This is a genomic window from Caballeronia sp. PC1 (assembly GCF_021353155.1).
Classification (GTDB): Bacteria; Pseudomonadota; Gammaproteobacteria; order Burkholderiales; family Burkholderiaceae; genus Caballeronia; species Caballeronia cordobensis.
In genome coordinates this window covers 1,028,030-1,043,974 of the sequence record NZ_JAJUBH010000003.1, presented here as the reverse complement: position 1 = coordinate 1,043,974, position 15,945 = coordinate 1,028,030, and the positions used below count along the sequence as shown (strand labels likewise).

Below are 15,945 nucleotides of genomic sequence, written 5' to 3'. Positions count from 1 at the left end.
CTTTAACTCGGGTGTACTTCAGCAGCCTGCTAGAGCGTCGTTCAAAGTGCGTTCGACGTCGTAGACCATTGGATTGTCGGGGCCAGCGAGCAAACAGAAAGAAATGCAGTACCCCAATCCAAAGCCCATTCCCCCGGGACGTGTGCTGATATACACACCAAGAGCCAAAGGAGGGATTAGAACCGCGCAAAGCAGAGCGTAACCGTCTATAAGCGGATACACAAAAAATAGAACAGCAGGCGCCAATACGCATGCTGTAACGGTCCCCCATAACATCTGTCTAGAGGCCATGGCAGGATTGGGCATCGTTCCAGTGAGCGCACTATTTACTGCCGTGTTAACTACTGCTCCAGCGCCTGAAGGCCAGGCCGTCACGTACCAAATCATCGCACTCAGACATAGTGCAGCGGCAGCGCGAAGCCCCGACGCACTCGCGGCCAATAGGTTGGTTTTGGTCGCGAACCGTGCAGTTGCAGCGGGCCCATCGTACGCGTCTTCCGCTAGTGAAGCGTAGGCCTCGGTGTATCGGTGCATCTCGTCGACGAGCCTCTCTAGCAACTCAACCGAAATATCGAAGTCAGGGAGCATCGTCAGTGACGACTCTTCAATAGCTGACCGAGTGTTGGCCAACCGACTGGGCAATGCCGCGTTGAACGCAAGCAACTGCTCTGCGGCATATTTGGCTTCTGCGGCGTTGCGTACGGGCTGACCTTCTGCTGTCACCAGTAGCGACGGAATCTCTTGAAGGCAGCTCTCAATGAGATCCACCACGACACCCCCTTCGGTCGCTCGCAATCTGAGCAGCCACTGATGTAGAGCGCGCACTCGAGTTGTGACATTCATGAATTCCGTGTTCAGTTGCGACAGCCGGCGCGCACGCCACTTTGTCTCAAAATCCTCGAACACCGCGACACTACTCAGCGCTTCGAGCCCAACAACATCCGCTGCAAACAACGCGTGAAGTTCTGTTGGCGCACCGTGCACTGCCTGAGCGCCTAACACGTCACCGACAAGCTTCGAGAAACGTATAAAGCGGGTACGTACAACTTCTTTCAGCGTGTCAGCGACATGCTGAGGAAAAATCAAGGCGCTAACTGTTGCAGCACAGAAGATTCCCATCGATAGTTCGGAAAGGCGCGTCATCGCCGAAATGAACACTCCGTCAGGGTTTGCTAGCGCTGGTATGCCAATGAGCGCAGTCGTATAACCCGATAACACGAAGCCATAGGCGCGAAAACTTCGATTCAGTGACGCTCCGATAGTGCAGAGACAGATCCACAGTGTGATGGACAGGAGAAATAGCTCGGGAAATTGGCCAAAAAGTGCCGTCAATCCGACAGTAACCATCGCACCTACGATCGTCCCAATGAAGCGATAGAAGCTCTTGGCAATTACCATTCCGGTTTGGGGCTGCATCACAATGAAAACCGTGACCATGGCTGTCCGAGGTGACGAGAGCTCTAAGCGCATCTAAAGGCCCATTGCAATCAATGCCGCACCGACGGTCTTAAGTATGTGGACCCACACCCGTGCCTCTGTTTCCAAAGTCGCGCTAAAAAACTCACGCGCAAAGGCGATGGACCGCACAATAGAGGAAAGAGACATTTTTTTTCTCTACAGTATCGTGGTCGGACGAGCTTTGGCGTCAGCACTAGCATTAAACGCCCACTCAACACCGATGAGCCTAAGCTTCGTGTTCTTTCATCGACGCGGATGGTAGCTTCTATTAAAAAATAAATCGTTTATCTAAATTTTTAGGGTTGGTTATTGAACTTACTCTATGTATCGCGCGCTCCATGCTGAAATGATGCTTGCCGCATAAACGGCATCACGTCGTTTGCTCAGAAGATGATCCGATCCATCTAATGACACAAAGCTCTTCGGATGTTTCGCTGCAGAAAAGATAGTTGCAGCGTTCCGAGTCTCTACTGTCGTGTCCTGCGGTGAATGCATGACAAGTAGGGGCCGCTTAAGTCCCGCGACTTTCTTCGACAGATTGTGCTCAGCAGCGTCTTGCAGAAACTGCTTTCCAATGCGAAACGAACGACCTGCAATTTGGACGTCGGCTTCGCCTTCAGCCTCAATGCGCGGCACGTCCGACTTAAACAGCCCGATCACATGCGACGGATCGCTGGGCGCAGCTATCGTCACAACAGCTCTGACAACTCCGATATAGCCAGCAGAAGCGAGAACTGCAGCGCCTCCAAGACTGTGACCAATGAGGATTGATGGCGCGCGCCCCACCTCCTCAAGGTGGCCTGCCGCTGACACGAGGTCGTTGCAATTTGACGAGAAATTCGTATTGGCAAACTCTCCCTCACTCGCCCCGAGTCCCGTGAAGTCAAAGCGTAAAACTGCGATACCATGATCAGTTAAGGCTTGCGCTATTCGACTCGCAGCGAATACGTCCTTTCCGCACGTGAAGCAATGTGCAAAGAGTGCATATGCGCGAGGCTCATCGGTGGGCAGGTCTAGGCGTCCAGCCAATTTTTGCCCGTCTGCTCCGAGAAAATCAAATCGCTCGCTTGGCATCCCAAGTTCTACCGTGTAATGTTAATTAAAAAGTCGAGTATGAGCGCCACTGATTTGAAATGCCGGCTGCTACATAAATCACTGCCCTAGTGCATAAATTCATGAACGTGTTTTGCTAAAAGCATGGCTCTAGCGTTAGCCGGCGGCGTCTTTCCACATTTTGGCGCATAGATTAATTCTCCAGCCATTATCAACTGCCCCGTTAGCACGCATCTTCCGGATGCGCGTGCAATCTTGAGACGCCACGTCTGATAGCCGAAGTTTCCGCTGCAAGCGTCGCGCCAAGACACAGTCAAAGTTTTTTGCGAAGGAGCATCAAGAATCGTCACTACGGGGCGGCAATCTTGAAACTTTGACGGGCTTAATAGGCCTCTACGACCACACGCCTCAAGATAGCGGTTCTTGTCTAGTGTCTTTCCACTGATTGCAAATAAGGTATGTTGCCATGCTTCGCTTGTTTGCAGTTTCATGTTCTCAATTCCTAACGTTAGACGAAACCTCGGAATTTACTTTTAAGCTGTCTAACAGCGATGAAAGAGCCTTTTGCGGTGTTGATACAGTATCAATGGGACAATTAACGTTGCTAAAAGTATTTTAACCTTTCCACAAAAATAAGAGACTAAGTACGACCGCTCAATATGCCGAAGTTTTCTCCCCCGAAGACTTAACACCAATCGCTACTGCCAGACCAAGTTAAGGGTTCTTGTTTCTTTCGGCAAGCCAAAGGCTGTGCCAGTCGGAAGTTGGACTTATCGTCGAACAGATCAAAGCGAAAGTATAATTCGCTCATTCTGTTGCATTTGTTGGTGTGAATCTATCGTGTACTCCCACGGAATGATACAGGAGCTTGATCTTATAGGCTTTATGTAAGAGGCAGTAAGGGTTTTGATGCCAAATGTAGTTTCTGCATAATTGAATTGAATCAAATTCAAGTTGTTTTCTACATGGCATTTCCGTCAGATTCGAATATTCCAATAGCCCTTTTTCTGACGAATCGTGTTGCAGCTGATGACGGCAAGCGCTGTTTATCGAAACCTGCGTGGCGTACGCCGTCGCATCACGATTTGAAGCGAATCAACGACTTCTGACAGACAGAGATCGTCGCAAATACGTGGCGATATCGGGAAACGCCTGTACGACGCCGCGACGTCGTCCCACAGGTACTGGCTCCCACCGAAACATTTCAACGTCTAAAGCCAACGACGCACGCGAGAGCTATAATCGGCAAATTCTTTTGAAAAACATCGCTTCAAGTAGTCTTCTTCGAACCGGACTTGAATTTGGGCAAGTAAGTCACAGCAAACCGCAATAAGAGCAACTGGCCAAGTCTGAATTACAAGTACCTGAGCGACCAGAGAAAACCGTATGCCGAGATAAACCGGATTTCTCGAGAACCTAAATAAGCCGCTAGAAATTAATTCTCTTTGAGGAGTATCGTCAATACCCATTCGCCACGAATCTCCCATTGCTGACTGCGCGCTCAACACCCAACAAAGCGAAATGACAAGGGCAACGGCGCCCACTTTTCTTAGGACCGATATAACTCCGCTGTTAAATTCAAAACTTCCGTATGCGTCATTTGCAAGCACGTGCAGAACTAAATACGCCGCATCGACAAGTGGCAACCACAGATAAAAGCATCTTGCGACATAGCCCTCGGGTGATTGGCTTCGCGCGAAGGACAGAATGCGTCCACCTCGTTTTGCAGCGAAAAATAGTCGCATTGCGACGGCGAATATCACAAAAAAAATAGCGTGTAGAAGCGGGACAAATCGCCAGAGTTGACTCATGCTCAAGCAGAACCTTTAGGTTGATTATCACAAACGCCTGGAGAACAGTTGATCCTCTTAACTCTTTGCGCCATCAAAGACTTTTCTGTTTTACTGAACGCGTCCCGTGACTGATGTAGTGCATCACGATGACCGGTGGGCCCTACGCTGCCTGTGCAAATTCAAGGCGTTGAGCGCGATGTGTCCATCAGCGCTCTGAGTCACTGCGTCGCGCCGGATACGAATCGAACGGGAGGTTGGACAAGGTGCAGACACAAATTGTATTGAGATCGTCTCGTAACTGTCTAGGGACACGCCGGGATTTCTTGGTTAACCGACATAATTTCCGGACACCACGCATGCATGCCCTATTCAGCGATTTCTGACGGAAAACACATGACGCCGTTGGCCGAGATGTCTCACGATAGATTTGGCTCGGCCGGCCCGATGAGCATTGGTTTCTCGTATCACGAACTTAACGTTCTGTTTTTCCGAACGCACATGTCTATCTTTGCTCTCCGAACTCGCTTATATTCAATGTGACAGAATCGCGAATTTTTGCATTGCGACTTCAGAATTATGTGGTGCCTGACGCAAGGGTTGGACAAAAATAACAGATAGCGCATGGATGCTATGTGCGGGCTACCGGCAACGCTCCGAGAGAAAAATACAGTGAGACAAAGGTATGCAGACTGTTTCGCCCGTCATGCCCCCAATGTTCGACGAGAACTATGCGCATCAGCCACTGATAAACAATGCGAATATTGCGTGCTGCGGATGCCTATCAATCGATCGCTGGTCAGTGCCTTCCTCTCTTCCTGATCGTCTGATTCAATGAGTCATTGCTGTACTCGAATCAGACCAGCCCTTTGATTTTTCACTCTTCGTAGTATACACGGCCAGGGCCGTGCAGCAGATCATTTGCAATATGAACCATGTGCACTGACGAAGCGGATACGATCGTCGATGCCACCCCGACTTTTCTTGATAAGAATTACTAATTTGTCAGGTAAGACTTCTTGCTCCACTCGTATGATCGATGTGGCTATGAACGACGCTAACGAAAGGAGAATCGAATGCAGAGCCCAGTGACGGAGAGGAAGCGGGAGTTTCGAAATATTCAGATCGGTCAGTTAATGCACTATCGCTTGCCGCTAGCAGGGAAGGTCTCCATCCTGCATCGCATCAGCGGTTTGCTGCTGTTCGTCTCGCTGCCGTTCATTTTGTATCTCCTCGATCAGAGTCTCACGTCGGAAATTAGTTTCGACGCCTTCAAAGGCTTCCTGGCCAACCCCATCGTAAAAATCATTACGCTCGTGCTGTCGTGGGCGTATCTGCATCACTTCTGCGCGGGCATTCGTTTTCTCTTGCTCGATACGCACGTCGCAGTGAACAAGGAAGGCGGCAAGCAGACCGCTCTCATCGTGCTGGTCGTCTCGCTGTTGCTGACGCTCGCGATGGCCCTCAAGCTTTTCGGAGTGTTCTAAAAACATGGCAACCCACAATAAAGTCGGCCCGAAGCGTCATGTCGTCGGCGCGCACTACGGCCTGAAAGACTGGCTCGGCCAGCGCATCACCGCAGTCGTGATGGCCGTGTACACGCTCGTTCTTCTCTTCTGGTTCTTCGCCGCGCACAACTTCTCCTACGAAGGCTGGGCTGGCATCTTCGCGACCCAGTGGATGAAGCTCGCCACCTTTGTCGCCCTGCTCTCGCTCTTCTATCACGCGTGGGTCGGCATTCGCGACATCTGGATGGACTACGTGAAGCCGATGGGCATCCGCCTGTTGCTTCAGGTATTGACCATCCTCTGGCTCGTCGGATGCGCCGGCTACGCTGCACAGATTCTCTGGAGAGTTTAAAGAACATGGCTGCAATCAAGACTTCCCTGCCGCGTCGCCGTTTCGACGTGGTTATCGTCGGTGCGGGCGGATCGGGCATGCGCGCGTCGCTGCAGCTCGCGCGTGCGGGTCTGTCCGTCGCGGTGCTGTCGAAGGTGTTCCCGACGCGTTCGCACACGGTCGCGGCGCAAGGCGGTATCGGCGCATCGCTCGGCAATATGAGCGAAGACAACTGGCACTATCACTTCTACGACACGATCAAGGGTTCCGACTGGCTCGGCGACCAGGACGCGATCGAATTCATGTGCCGTGAAGCGCCGAACGCCGTCTACGAACTCGAACACATGGGCATGCCGTTCGACCGTAATCCTGACGGCACCATTTATCAGCGTCCGTTCGGCGGCCACACGGCCAACTACGGCGAGAAGCCGGTTCAGCGCGCCTGCGCTGCCGCCGACCGTACCGGCCACGCGCTGCTGCACACGCTGTATCAGCAGAACGTCGCAGCGAAGACGCACTTCTTCGTCGAATGGATGGCGCTGGATCTGATCCGCGACGCCGACGGCGATGTGCTCGGCGTGACCGCGCTGGAAATGGAAACCGGCGACGTCTATATCCTTGAAGGCAAGACCACGCTGTTCGCCACGGGCGGCGCGGGCCGGATCTTCGCGGCATCGACCAATGCGTTCATCAACACGGGCGACGGTCTGGGCATGGCGGCACGCTCAGGTATCGCGCTGCAGGACATGGAGTTCTGGCAGTTCCACCCGACCGGCGTGGCCGGCGCGGGCGTGCTGATTACCGAAGGCGTGCGCGGCGAAGGCGGCATTCTGCGTAACTCCAACGGCGACCGCTTCATGGAACGGTATGCGCCGACGCTGAAGGATCTGGCGCCGCGCGACTTCGTTTCGCGTTCGATGGACCAGGAAATCAAGGAAGGCCGTGGCGTGGGTCCGAACAAGGATCACGTCTTGCTGGACCTGTCGCATATCGGCGCCGAGACGATCATGAAGCGTCTGCCGTCGATCCGCGAAATCGCGCTGAAGTTCGCCAACGTGGACTGCATCAAAGAGCCGATTCCGGTCGTGCCGACCATCCACTATCAGATGGGCGGTATCCCGACGAACATGCACGGCCAGGTGGTCGGCACGGCGAAGGGCTACAACGATCCGGTCAATGGTTTCTATGCCGTGGGCGAATGCTCGTGCGTGTCGGTGCACGGTGCGAACCGTCTCGGCACGAACTCGCTGCTCGACCTCGTGGTGTTCGGCCGTGCGGCCGGCAACCACATCATCAAGCATGCGAAGGAACTGAAAGAGCACAAGCCGCTGCCGGCCGATGCCGCCGACTTCGCCATGGAACGTCTCGCAGTGCTGGAAAAGTCCACGTCGGGCGAGTACACGCAGAACATCGCGAACGACATCCGTGGAACCATGCAGAAGCACGCCGGCGTGTTCCGCACCTCGGCGCTGCTGGAAGAAGGCGTCGGGCAGATCGCGGAACTGGCGGAGCGCGCGAAGCACGTGCATCTGAAGGACAAGTCGAAGGTGTTCAACACCGCCAAGGTGGAAGCGCTCGAACTGGCGAACCTGATCGAAGTCGCGCGCGCGACGATGGTTTCGGCAGAGGCGCGCAAGGAAAGCCGCGGCGCGCATGCGCAGAGCGACTACGAGCATCGCGATGACGAGAACTGGATGCGCCACACGCTGTGGTTCAGCGAAGGCAACCGCCTCGAATACAAGCCGGTGCAAATGAAGCCGCTGACGGTTGAATCGGTGCCGCCGAAGGCGCGTACCTTCTAAGGCACAAGGAATATCGAAATGGCAAAGAGAATCTTTGAAGTCTATCGCTACGACCCGGACAAGGACGCAGCGCCCCGCATGCAGTCGTACGAACTCGACCTGACGCATGAGCGCATGCTGCTCGACGCGCTCGTCAAGCTGAAGGAAGTCGATGAAACGCTGTCGTTCCGCCGCTCGTGCCGCGAAGGCGTATGCGGTTCGGACGCAATGAACATCAACGGCAAGAACGGCCTTGCGTGCCTGACGAACCTGAACGAGCTGCCGAACAAGATCGTGCTGCGTCCGCTGCCGGGTTTGCCGGTCGTGCGCGATCTGATCGTCGACATGACGCAGTTCTTCAACCAGTATCACTCGATCAAACCGTACCTGATCAACGAAACGCCGCCGCCGGAGAAGGAACGTCTTCAGTCGCCGGTGGAACGTGACGAACTCGACGGCCTGTACGAGTGCATTCTGTGCGCGAGCTGCTCGACGTCGTGCCCGAGCTTCTGGTGGAATCCGGACAAGTTCGTCGGTCCGGCTGGCCTGTTGCAAGCCTATCGCTTTATCGCGGACAGCCGTGATGAGGCGACCGGCGAGCGTCTGGACAACCTGGAAGACCCATATCGTCTGTTCCGTTGCCATACGATCATGAATTGCGTCGACGTATGCCCGAAGGGCCTCAACCCGACCAAGGCGATCGGCAAGATCAAGGAATTGATGGTGCGGCGTGCCGTATGAACATCAAGCTTTGCGGTAAGCGACGCTAAGATGTCACGAAATACTGCGCGGATGTTCACGAGGGAACTACATGACGGCGCGCACCGGGCGGGCGACGCGCGATGCACTCCTTATTGCGTTGGTTCGCCGGCACATTGAGCGATTCGGCAGGCCTTGGGGTAGGACTGCCGACCCGAGACAGTCCAATTCGTACTTCTGTGCGTGGGCAGTTTCGGTAAGGTGAAAGGAATCTTACGTGTGACGCTGTTCCCGCACGAAAATCCGGATACCTAATTTCGAGTCAGGTCGCGCACGAAGATCGTCGTTCTCACTCTCCATCAGTTTGGATCGATTGGCACCGGAGGTTTTACCGATACCACAGGCACAGGCAGAGCTGGCTCATCCGAGTCGCCGTCCTCGTTCAAGTCCAGGCGCGGAGGATTTCTGCATTCAAGATTGACCAGACGGCATATTGATGGAACCTGCATCGTCACAGATTTCATGATTAGCGCAGCGGCGCGAGACCCTGTGTACCATCCAAGCGGTGGTACCTGAGCTTGATGCACGCGTGCACATTGAGTCTTGTCGTGTTTGGTCACCTTAAAAACCTGCTCTAGATCCAATGTAGCTTGGAGAGAGCATCGCCCTGAATTCTGGGCGTCGGCACTGCAAGGAGGAACGATATCGATGAGTTGCTGAGAGGCTAAGCTCGCGCGTGCCGAGCGCGATAACAGCAGCGCCTCGACCGCGACAGGAATGACGGATTCATGAGAACTCAGTCCGCAGAATTTGCCGTGTTCGGGCGGGTTCCCGTCGATTTCCAATAGCCTCGAATCGGAGTCCCGGAGTTTGTCTTCGCCGACCTGATAGCGCAGCGTTTGACCACCTGAATCATCTGCGTAGCCGCCATCAACTAACACCGCCAATTCTTCCTCTGCTGGGAAGGCTCCGGGCGGCGTGATGAGCGGAAAACGAGCACTATGTAGAACTGCTTGCCCCACAGTAAGCGCACCACACAAAGTCGGATCATCCTTGTAAGCATTCGGAACGGAGCCATATTCGCAGTCAGGCATGTCCGCAACCTTGTTTGAGAACCAAACTATCCCGCCGTGTTCCGAATCGGTTGCGTTGAAATAGACAGTGGGCTGGATCTGCATGCTACCGGTTAAATCTCGCAACGGCATGTTGAGCGCTTCGGGTTTGTCGTCCTTGAAAAATGGAAGGATGGCACGCGCGATCGTCGGTTCCTTCTCTTGCCGATAAAGATCTGACTGGACGATTGAAACTTTTAGTGCATCGTTCCAACTGTCGAGTAGCGCCATGCCTCGCCCCGGTTTCACGAATGGTACGAGATCAAGCGTGACACCTCGCACGATTGTCGCCGACAAGTGATCCTGTACCAGCGCACGGTTGACCGCGTCAAGCAGGGGCGTTTCCGTGGGCATGGCACCAGGCGTACAGTGGTCCCACATTTTTCGATTGGTTTGCCAGGCATGCTGCACGAGTTCCTGCCGTGTCACGAGATAAGCCGCTATGCCGAGACTACCGCCGGACACACTGCTGGTCGCAGCAATGTGCTCCCCGAACATTCCACAGGACGCGTCGTCAGCCAATGCGAGCAACTGAGCGGTAAAGATTGCAGCTCGCACGCCGCCGCCGGACGCTGTAATGTACAAGCGAGGATGGATCTCGATGGCCGCTTGGCGCAACGGCAATGATGGGAAAACGCGCGGATTATCGCGAGCGTCCAAGCTCTTTCCGTTGGATTCTCGGCCGGCCGCCGTAGCCTTCGACCCCCATACTGGAACTTCGCTCGCCGGGCCACGCGTACTTTCATGTGGCATTCGGCGAAGCGCTTGCTGCTCGAACGCTTCTCTGCCGATGTTCCGCTTGGCTACCATGCCGATGGGAACGATCAGGAGTAAAACAACAGCTGTCGTAAAGCCAGGGACGCATTGCGTGGCCCAACTCAGCGCGAGTTGCAGGCCCGTCAGGAACATCACGAGCGCAGCGAGGGAACCGATGATAGCGGATGCCGAACCGATGCTGCGCGCTATCCCGCTTGGCGAAAGCGCAAGGAAGCCTAGCGCAATGAACCCGGCGAGCGTGAGCACGCCGACGCGTCCAAGTACTCGACGCAGAGGCACGTCGCGAGTTTTGACAAGGGTGCCCTTGCCACGTCCATTGATTGCGACGCGTCTGAGAACTAACACTGCCAGCAAGCAGGCTGGGAGAAGCGCTGCGATCACACTGACCACAAAGACTTTACGCGGGCCATCAGCCGCAGCAAAACAAATTACCGACACTAAGTAAAGCAGCACAGCGGGCGTCACGGCGTATACCTGCCAAGATGACGGCCCATCCAGAAAGCGTTTAAGGGTAACCGCTGCAACCAGCATCGGAGCTATGAGTCCCAGTCCGACGATTGCAATGACAACTCTGCCCGGATAGTGGTTTAGATGCACGTAGTTAGCAAAGATTAGCGCACCCATTGACGCGGCCAGCGAGGCGACGCCCAGAGCACGCGGCAGCCACGTCACGGCGTACCTGATCTGACGGCCCGCATACCTGCCACCAGGTCTTGTCCACGCGGCCGGTGAAATCAATCTAAACTGCACCGTACATAAGAGTCGCGCCGAATACCATATTGAAAGAGCAAGTAGTATCGACGTTAGGAAATAGGACAGCAAAGCCGTTGCATTCACGATGCTCAGCAATGAGCGATGCACCTCTTGATGGGTATTGAAGTCAGCCTCAATCAAGCCGTGAAGAACTTCCCGGCTCTGCGGCACAGCATAAAAAAACACAGCTAGTACCACGCAAGACGTGCTGGGAATCATCGACCGTTTAAGTCCCAGAAAGAGCCACGGCATTACCACTGCGAAAAGTCTCACTATCCAGGTCGGCTTCATGGTTTTCCTCGTGTTAACGATCTCTCCGGAAGAGTTGGATTTTTTTCGACTGGGCCTATGCAGTTATGTGAAGCGACTACCATTCCGGAATAGAGCTATTCATGGATTCGAAAGCTGAAAAAGGATCGACGCAGGCTCGTTCTGCCCAAAACATAAATGAGGGCCTTGTCCCTTACGCGGATGTCCCTGCAGATCCGCCCGGCGATGGCGAAATGCCTATCGGCGCTTCAAGAGGGCGATGCGCTCGAAATGAAGGTGTACGATCGTTGGCAGAACGTCGCGCCAGCGGAGCCTGATGCGACCACGGCAGTTAGGAGATGTTTGGACATGGTAGGGCTCGCTCGATAATGAGGTTGGCGAGACTGATGCATGCCGACTGCCAAGCCTTCACGGCGGGCGAAAATCAATTGCGACATCGGTTTGCATGCATCCAAACGCAGGGCCGCGTCAGACAAACTTGACGTTAGTCAAACGGCTTCTTCGCAGAGTAGCGAGGACGCGCGATGCTTTGAGCGATGCGCGAGTGCGCTCGACAATTTGACTCCGATGGGTGCTCGCAAGAGTCGGACGATGCATCGGAAATTTCGGCGCGTGCTCAAACCTTAGGACTTTCCTCGAGTCGCTAAAACCCCCGTTAGAAGGGAGTCCAATACACCCATCGGGAGGGACATCGTATCGGGCAAGCAACACGACCGGAAAAGCGTAAGGATGGCGTCGACTGAGTCGAGTCAAGCACTGACAGGCCCGTGCGCTTCGCCGTCTGCTCAGTTCGAGAGGAGATTGGCTTGAGATTTGTGCAGACGCAACTTGATCATCAGATCTTCATTCAACCGAAAACTTGGTCCGAAGCGAATTCATGTACGTCCGACGCAACCCGAAAATCAGGTTGCGTCGGCGCCGAACAGGGCTGGTTCCCCTCTCTACGTCACGAATGGCCAGCAACAGCTGTTGCGCTGAGACGTTCCCCCAGATGAAACCGCGTCCCGCGAATCGTCGCTAGACGCACAGAATGTGGGATCGCTCAAAACTCTGCCGAATGCCCACCATAGCGCCAAGCTGACCAATACCAGGGGCCGGGGTCGTACCGCCACCTCCGGCGCTTACTGAAAAGCGCGCGCGTTCGCTGTTCCACAGATATGCGGCCTTCGCATACACAGCAGTCCGCTTAGACAGCAGATAAGTCGCGCGGATTGTCGTCATCGTTGCCCGCGCGTCTTGCTGTTGCACGATGTCCCGATAAGCCTCCCCGTCAATGATGAGCGAAGGGGTGACGGCATACTGCGCACCTAAATAAAAGAGATTCGACCGAACGCTTGCAATTGTTGTGTCAGGCTCGACGCGTCGACCAATCCAACCACCGCCAAGTTTGACGCCCCATAAGCGAACGTAGCCATTTGCCTGAATCCGACTGTCCTTGGCGTTGCTCGTCGCAATTGGGAAAGGTGTAAGACCGTCGAAAAAGTTTGCGGCGGCGTTTGTGCCGCCCCTTTGCTCATCGTACGCTGTTGCTAGACCGAAGTTCGCGCTGTCATACTTGAGCATCGCGCTCCACTGTCTACATTGATTCACGTCTCCTGGTACCTCGCCGGCACAAGTACCTTGCCCGGGGGAATTGCCTGTGCCAGCACTGTCGCGCCCGAACGAATAGGTTGCGCCAACAGTCAAGCCGTAAAAGGTTCCGCGATATGCGACGGTGTTGTCACTCCGCGCGTTAGGAAGATACGAATCAAGCGCTCCTATCCCATGAATGTCGGGACCAAGCATATCGGCGTCGGTGAGCACCCAGTAAGTCATGGTGTACTGGCGGCCAAAGGTTAGCGCCCCCCAGTTTCCCTGCAAGCCGACGAAAGCCTGCCGTCCAAACAACCTGCCGCCTTGACCCATATCCCCTCCACGCAAGTTGAATCCACTCTCAAGCGTGAAGATGGTAGATAGGCCGCCACCTAGCTCCTCCTTGCCTTGAATACCCCAACGTGACGGGTATTCCCCAGAAATACCGGGCATTCGAACCACATAGTTACCCGCGGGATTAGCATGTGAAACAAACTCCACACCGGTATCCACAATGCCATATAGAGTGACACTGCTCTGCGCAAATGCAGAGACACTGAAGACTTCAAGTGCCAAGAATGAAATTAAAGCCTTCTTCATACTATCTCCTAAACCGACTTGTTTGATTTATATATAAAAGAACAGGGAAAGCGGGCCGAGATCGGACACCACCCCCATCGCGCAACCGAGGCGCGCAGAGCCTTCTCCAAAGAGGATTTTTGAGAGCGAATCGAGGAAAAGATGCGCGCGCAGGATGCAGACAGCGAAGGGTCCTAGCGGCGCCGGACGTTTCAGTCCAATGCGCAAAAAACTCCTAAACTTCTTTCCGAGAGAGCGGAATGCTTAGTTTCGAGAATCCCTCGCTCCGAATGAAGCTACGGCATGGCTATAGATCACCAATTCAGCAATGCTCGTGGCATTCAGTGCGCAAGATACTTGCCCTCGTTCGACGTATCATCGTTCGCACCAAGCCGTCCCGAGATCGCACGTTTCGCTACAAGCGCGCCAGATGCGATTAAACCCGCAATGGCAACGACTGTAAAAATGCCTGCAAGAGTAAATTGGTGGCGCGATAGTTCAGCAACAAGAAACGAGCCGGCAATGCCGCCAAATCGCCCGACGCCCAGCATCCAGGCGACACCGGTGCCGCGCCCGGAAGTCGGGTAGAACGCTGCCGCGAGCGATGGCATGGATGCAAGGCTAGTGTTCACCAACAACCCCGCCACAAGTACCGCGAGCATCAACATCGCTGTCTGCCCCCCTAATGCGTGACCTACCGCATACACGCTAATCGCACCCAAAGCAAAACAAGTCGCGACGACGCGGTCGGCGTCGAAGCGGTCCATCAACATTCCGCACAAAACAGTTCCTACACCACCAAGCGGAAAAAGCGCCGAGATCATCGCTGCCTGATGCGGATTGAGGCCCGCATCTCTGAAGAGGAGCGGCATCCAGTTGACGAGTCCATAGAAAATGACCAGTCCCATGAAATAACAAACCCAAAGCATTACGGAACCAAAGATATGCTTCTTAGACAGGACCGTGGCGACCCCTCCCTTTTGGTCTGACTTTGCAGCCTCGGCCATGGTGAAAGATGTAGCGCTTGCCGCGTTGGAATTGATACGTACCAGGATCGATCGAATACGTTCGGCTGAAACTCTCTTTGACACTAGAAATCGGATTGACTCAGGCATAAAAGCGAGCAGCGCAACAGCGAGGACGAGAGGAACTGCACCACCGAAGATCAAGACACCTCGCCAGCCAAACAATGGAATCATCCATGCCGCCAGGAAGCCTCCAAACGCCGCTCCGAGCGGAAAACCGCAAAACATCAAATTTACGATCGTAGCGCGCCTGCGTTCCGGACAAAACTCGCTCATCACCGTGCAAGCATTTGGCATTGCCGCGCCGAGCCCCACGCCCGTCACGAAGCGAAGAGCGGTGAGCTCACTTAGATTATTGGCAAACGCTGACGCCAAAGCTGCCCCGCCAAACAGAAGTACAGCAATAACAAGGACCATGCGGCGCCCCCAAGCATCGGCGACAGGTCCTGAAATCAGCGCGCCTGCTGCCAAACCGAAAAGTGCAGCGCTTAAAACGGGAGCCAAAGCAGCCTTACTCAAATGCCACTCTGTCACAAGCGACGGAGCGATAAAACCGATCGCTGCCGTGTCGAACCCGTCCATCAACACGATGAGAAAACACATCGCAAAGATTAGCCATTGAAACGGTGAAAAACGGCTGCTATTAAGCAAGTCTTGAACATCCATTGTGCTCGTCTCTTCCATATGATCCTCACATTCAGGTATGCAGATCAACGCAGCGGTGCTGCGAAAACCTTCATTCGCTAAATTCGCTTAGTTTGATTCGCCCTTTTGCATCAAAGGTCTTTTGATGCGCAGAGCTTAGAGTTGGCTATTCTTTGCAACAACCGGGTGAAGCACTGCTCAATTGCAGGGGCGTATCTCGACACTCTTCGAGGACCAACGAATTGCGTGCAATATCAACGAAGAACTCCAATTTTGCGCGACGTTGACTTCAATTGCACTTCACCCCTGCCTTTAAGGAGACAGTTGAAATTTGAGCATCTTGCTTATGCATTGCCACACAGACTTCGAGTTTTATGAAGCAGCTTACTAACTTACCACCGAAGCTCAGGCGACAGGCGGTATTGGTGAAGCGACGGGCTTCCTCAATCGGGATGGCGCAGTTGAACGCTTCCCCTTTATATGCTTCTTGGGAGTCGAAAATTGCGTCAATTGGTCGTGGTCAAGCGAAAAGGCAGATAGCATTGGAGCCGCATTGAACCACTGTACCGCTTGGGGCAATTGATTTTAGCTA

Annotated in this window: 11 protein-coding genes; 4 read left to right on the top strand and 7 right to left on the bottom strand. The window is 54.2% G+C overall.

What is annotated here, in order from left to right; genetic code table 11:
• Nucleotides 1-18 precede the first annotated feature (18 nt).
• The 4 genes from LY284_RS29385 to LY284_RS29370 form a co-directional block, all read right to left on the bottom strand.
• Complete coding sequence (locus LY284_RS29385; protein ID WP_255724905.1) at nucleotides 19-1,470, bottom strand: FUSC family protein; 1,452 nt, start codon at nucleotides 1,468-1,470, stop codon at nucleotides 19-21.
• A 303-nt stretch (nucleotides 1,471-1,773) separates the two neighbouring features.
• On the bottom strand, nucleotides 1,774-2,532 hold the full coding sequence (locus LY284_RS29380) for a S9 family peptidase (protein WP_008348683.1): 759 nt from the start codon (nucleotides 2,530-2,532) through the stop codon (nucleotides 1,774-1,776).
• Nucleotides 2,533-2,618: 86 nt separating this feature from the next.
• Entirely contained in the window at nucleotides 2,619-3,002 is a 384-nt protein-coding gene (locus tag LY284_RS29375) for a DUF3331 domain-containing protein (protein ID WP_008348685.1), read from the bottom strand.
• A gap of 720 nt (nucleotides 3,003-3,722) precedes the next feature.
• Complete coding sequence (locus LY284_RS29370) at nucleotides 3,723-4,322, bottom strand: isoprenylcysteine carboxylmethyltransferase family protein (RefSeq protein WP_083909439.1); 600 nt, start codon at nucleotides 4,320-4,322, stop codon at nucleotides 3,723-3,725.
• Nucleotides 4,323-5,377: 1,055 nt separating this feature from the next.
• On the opposite strand from LY284_RS29370, the gene sdhC reads away from it, so the two are divergent.
• Genes sdhC through LY284_RS29350 form a run of 4 tightly spaced genes read left to right on the top strand, consistent with a single transcriptional unit; the run spans nucleotide 5,378 to nucleotide 8,662 of the window.
• Nucleotides 5,378-5,788 carry a succinate dehydrogenase, cytochrome b556 subunit gene (gene sdhC / locus LY284_RS29365; protein WP_035473608.1) on the top strand — a complete coding sequence of 137 codons (411 nt, stop codon included), beginning with the start codon at nucleotides 5,378-5,380 and terminating at the stop codon, nucleotides 5,786-5,788.
• A 4-nt stretch (nucleotides 5,789-5,792) separates the two neighbouring features.
• Nucleotides 5,793-6,161 (top strand): succinate dehydrogenase, hydrophobic membrane anchor protein, encoded by a 369-nt coding sequence (sdhD, locus tag LY284_RS29360; RefSeq protein ID WP_008348689.1) that lies wholly within the window; start codon nucleotides 5,793-5,795, stop codon nucleotides 6,159-6,161.
• Between the two features lie 5 nt (nucleotides 6,162-6,166).
• Entirely contained in the window at nucleotides 6,167-7,942 is a 1,776-nt protein-coding gene (gene sdhA, locus LY284_RS29355) for a succinate dehydrogenase flavoprotein subunit (RefSeq protein WP_008348691.1), read from the top strand.
• A gap of 18 nt (nucleotides 7,943-7,960) precedes the next feature.
• On the top strand, nucleotides 7,961-8,662 hold the full coding sequence (locus tag LY284_RS29350; protein ID WP_008348693.1) for a succinate dehydrogenase iron-sulfur subunit: 702 nt from the start codon (nucleotides 7,961-7,963) through the stop codon (nucleotides 8,660-8,662).
• A gap of 317 nt (nucleotides 8,663-8,979) precedes the next feature.
• Here the strand turns inward: LY284_RS29350 and LY284_RS29345 are convergent, their stop codons facing one another.
• From LY284_RS29345 to LY284_RS29335, 3 genes are all read right to left on the bottom strand, one after another.
• A complete protein-coding gene (locus tag LY284_RS29345) occupies nucleotides 8,980-11,553 on the bottom strand; it encodes a hypothetical protein (RefSeq protein WP_008348694.1) in 2,574 nt (857 codons plus the stop codon).
• Nucleotides 11,554-12,549: 996 nt separating this feature from the next.
• Nucleotides 12,550-13,704, bottom strand: coding sequence for a porin (locus LY284_RS29340; protein WP_008348695.1), 1,155 nt, complete (start codon nucleotides 13,702-13,704; stop codon nucleotides 12,550-12,552).
• 320 nt (nucleotides 13,705-14,024) lie between these two features.
• Nucleotides 14,025-15,392, bottom strand: coding sequence for an MFS transporter (locus LY284_RS29335; protein WP_008348696.1), 1,368 nt, complete (start codon nucleotides 15,390-15,392; stop codon nucleotides 14,025-14,027).
• Between the last annotated feature and the right edge of the window lie 553 nt (nucleotides 15,393-15,945).

Bases quoted from the DNA above. Each gene is read 5' to 3' on its own strand.
- LY284_RS29375 (WP_008348685.1), bottom strand. From the start codon at position 3,002: ATGAAACTGCAAACAAGCGAAGCATGGCAACATACCTTATTTGCAATC.
- LY284_RS29350 (WP_008348693.1), top strand. From the start codon at position 7,961: ATGGCAAAGAGAATCTTTGAAGTCTATCGCTACGACCCGGACAAGGAC.
- LY284_RS29345 (WP_008348694.1), bottom strand. From the start codon at position 11,553: ATGAAGCCGACCTGGATAGTGAGACTTTTCGCAGTGGTAATGCCGTGG.
- sdhA (WP_008348691.1), top strand. From the start codon at position 6,167: ATGGCTGCAATCAAGACTTCCCTGCCGCGTCGCCGTTTCGACGTGGTT.
- LY284_RS29385 (WP_255724905.1), bottom strand. From the start codon at position 1,470: ATGCGCTTAGAGCTCTCGTCACCTCGGACAGCCATGGTCACGGTTTTC.
- LY284_RS29380 (WP_008348683.1), bottom strand. From the start codon at position 2,532: ATGCCAAGCGAGCGATTTGATTTTCTCGGAGCAGACGGGCAAAAATTG.
- sdhC (WP_035473608.1), top strand. From the start codon at position 5,378: ATGCAGAGCCCAGTGACGGAGAGGAAGCGGGAGTTTCGAAATATTCAG.
- LY284_RS29335 (WP_008348696.1), bottom strand. From the start codon at position 15,392: ATGGAAGAGACGAGCACAATGGATGTTCAAGACTTGCTTAATAGCAGC.
- LY284_RS29370 (WP_083909439.1), bottom strand. From the start codon at position 4,322: ATGAGTCAACTCTGGCGATTTGTCCCGCTTCTACACGCTATTTTTTTT.
- LY284_RS29340 (WP_008348695.1), bottom strand. From the start codon at position 13,704: ATGAAGAAGGCTTTAATTTCATTCTTGGCACTTGAAGTCTTCAGTGTC.
- sdhD (WP_008348689.1), top strand. From the start codon at position 5,793: ATGGCAACCCACAATAAAGTCGGCCCGAAGCGTCATGTCGTCGGCGCG.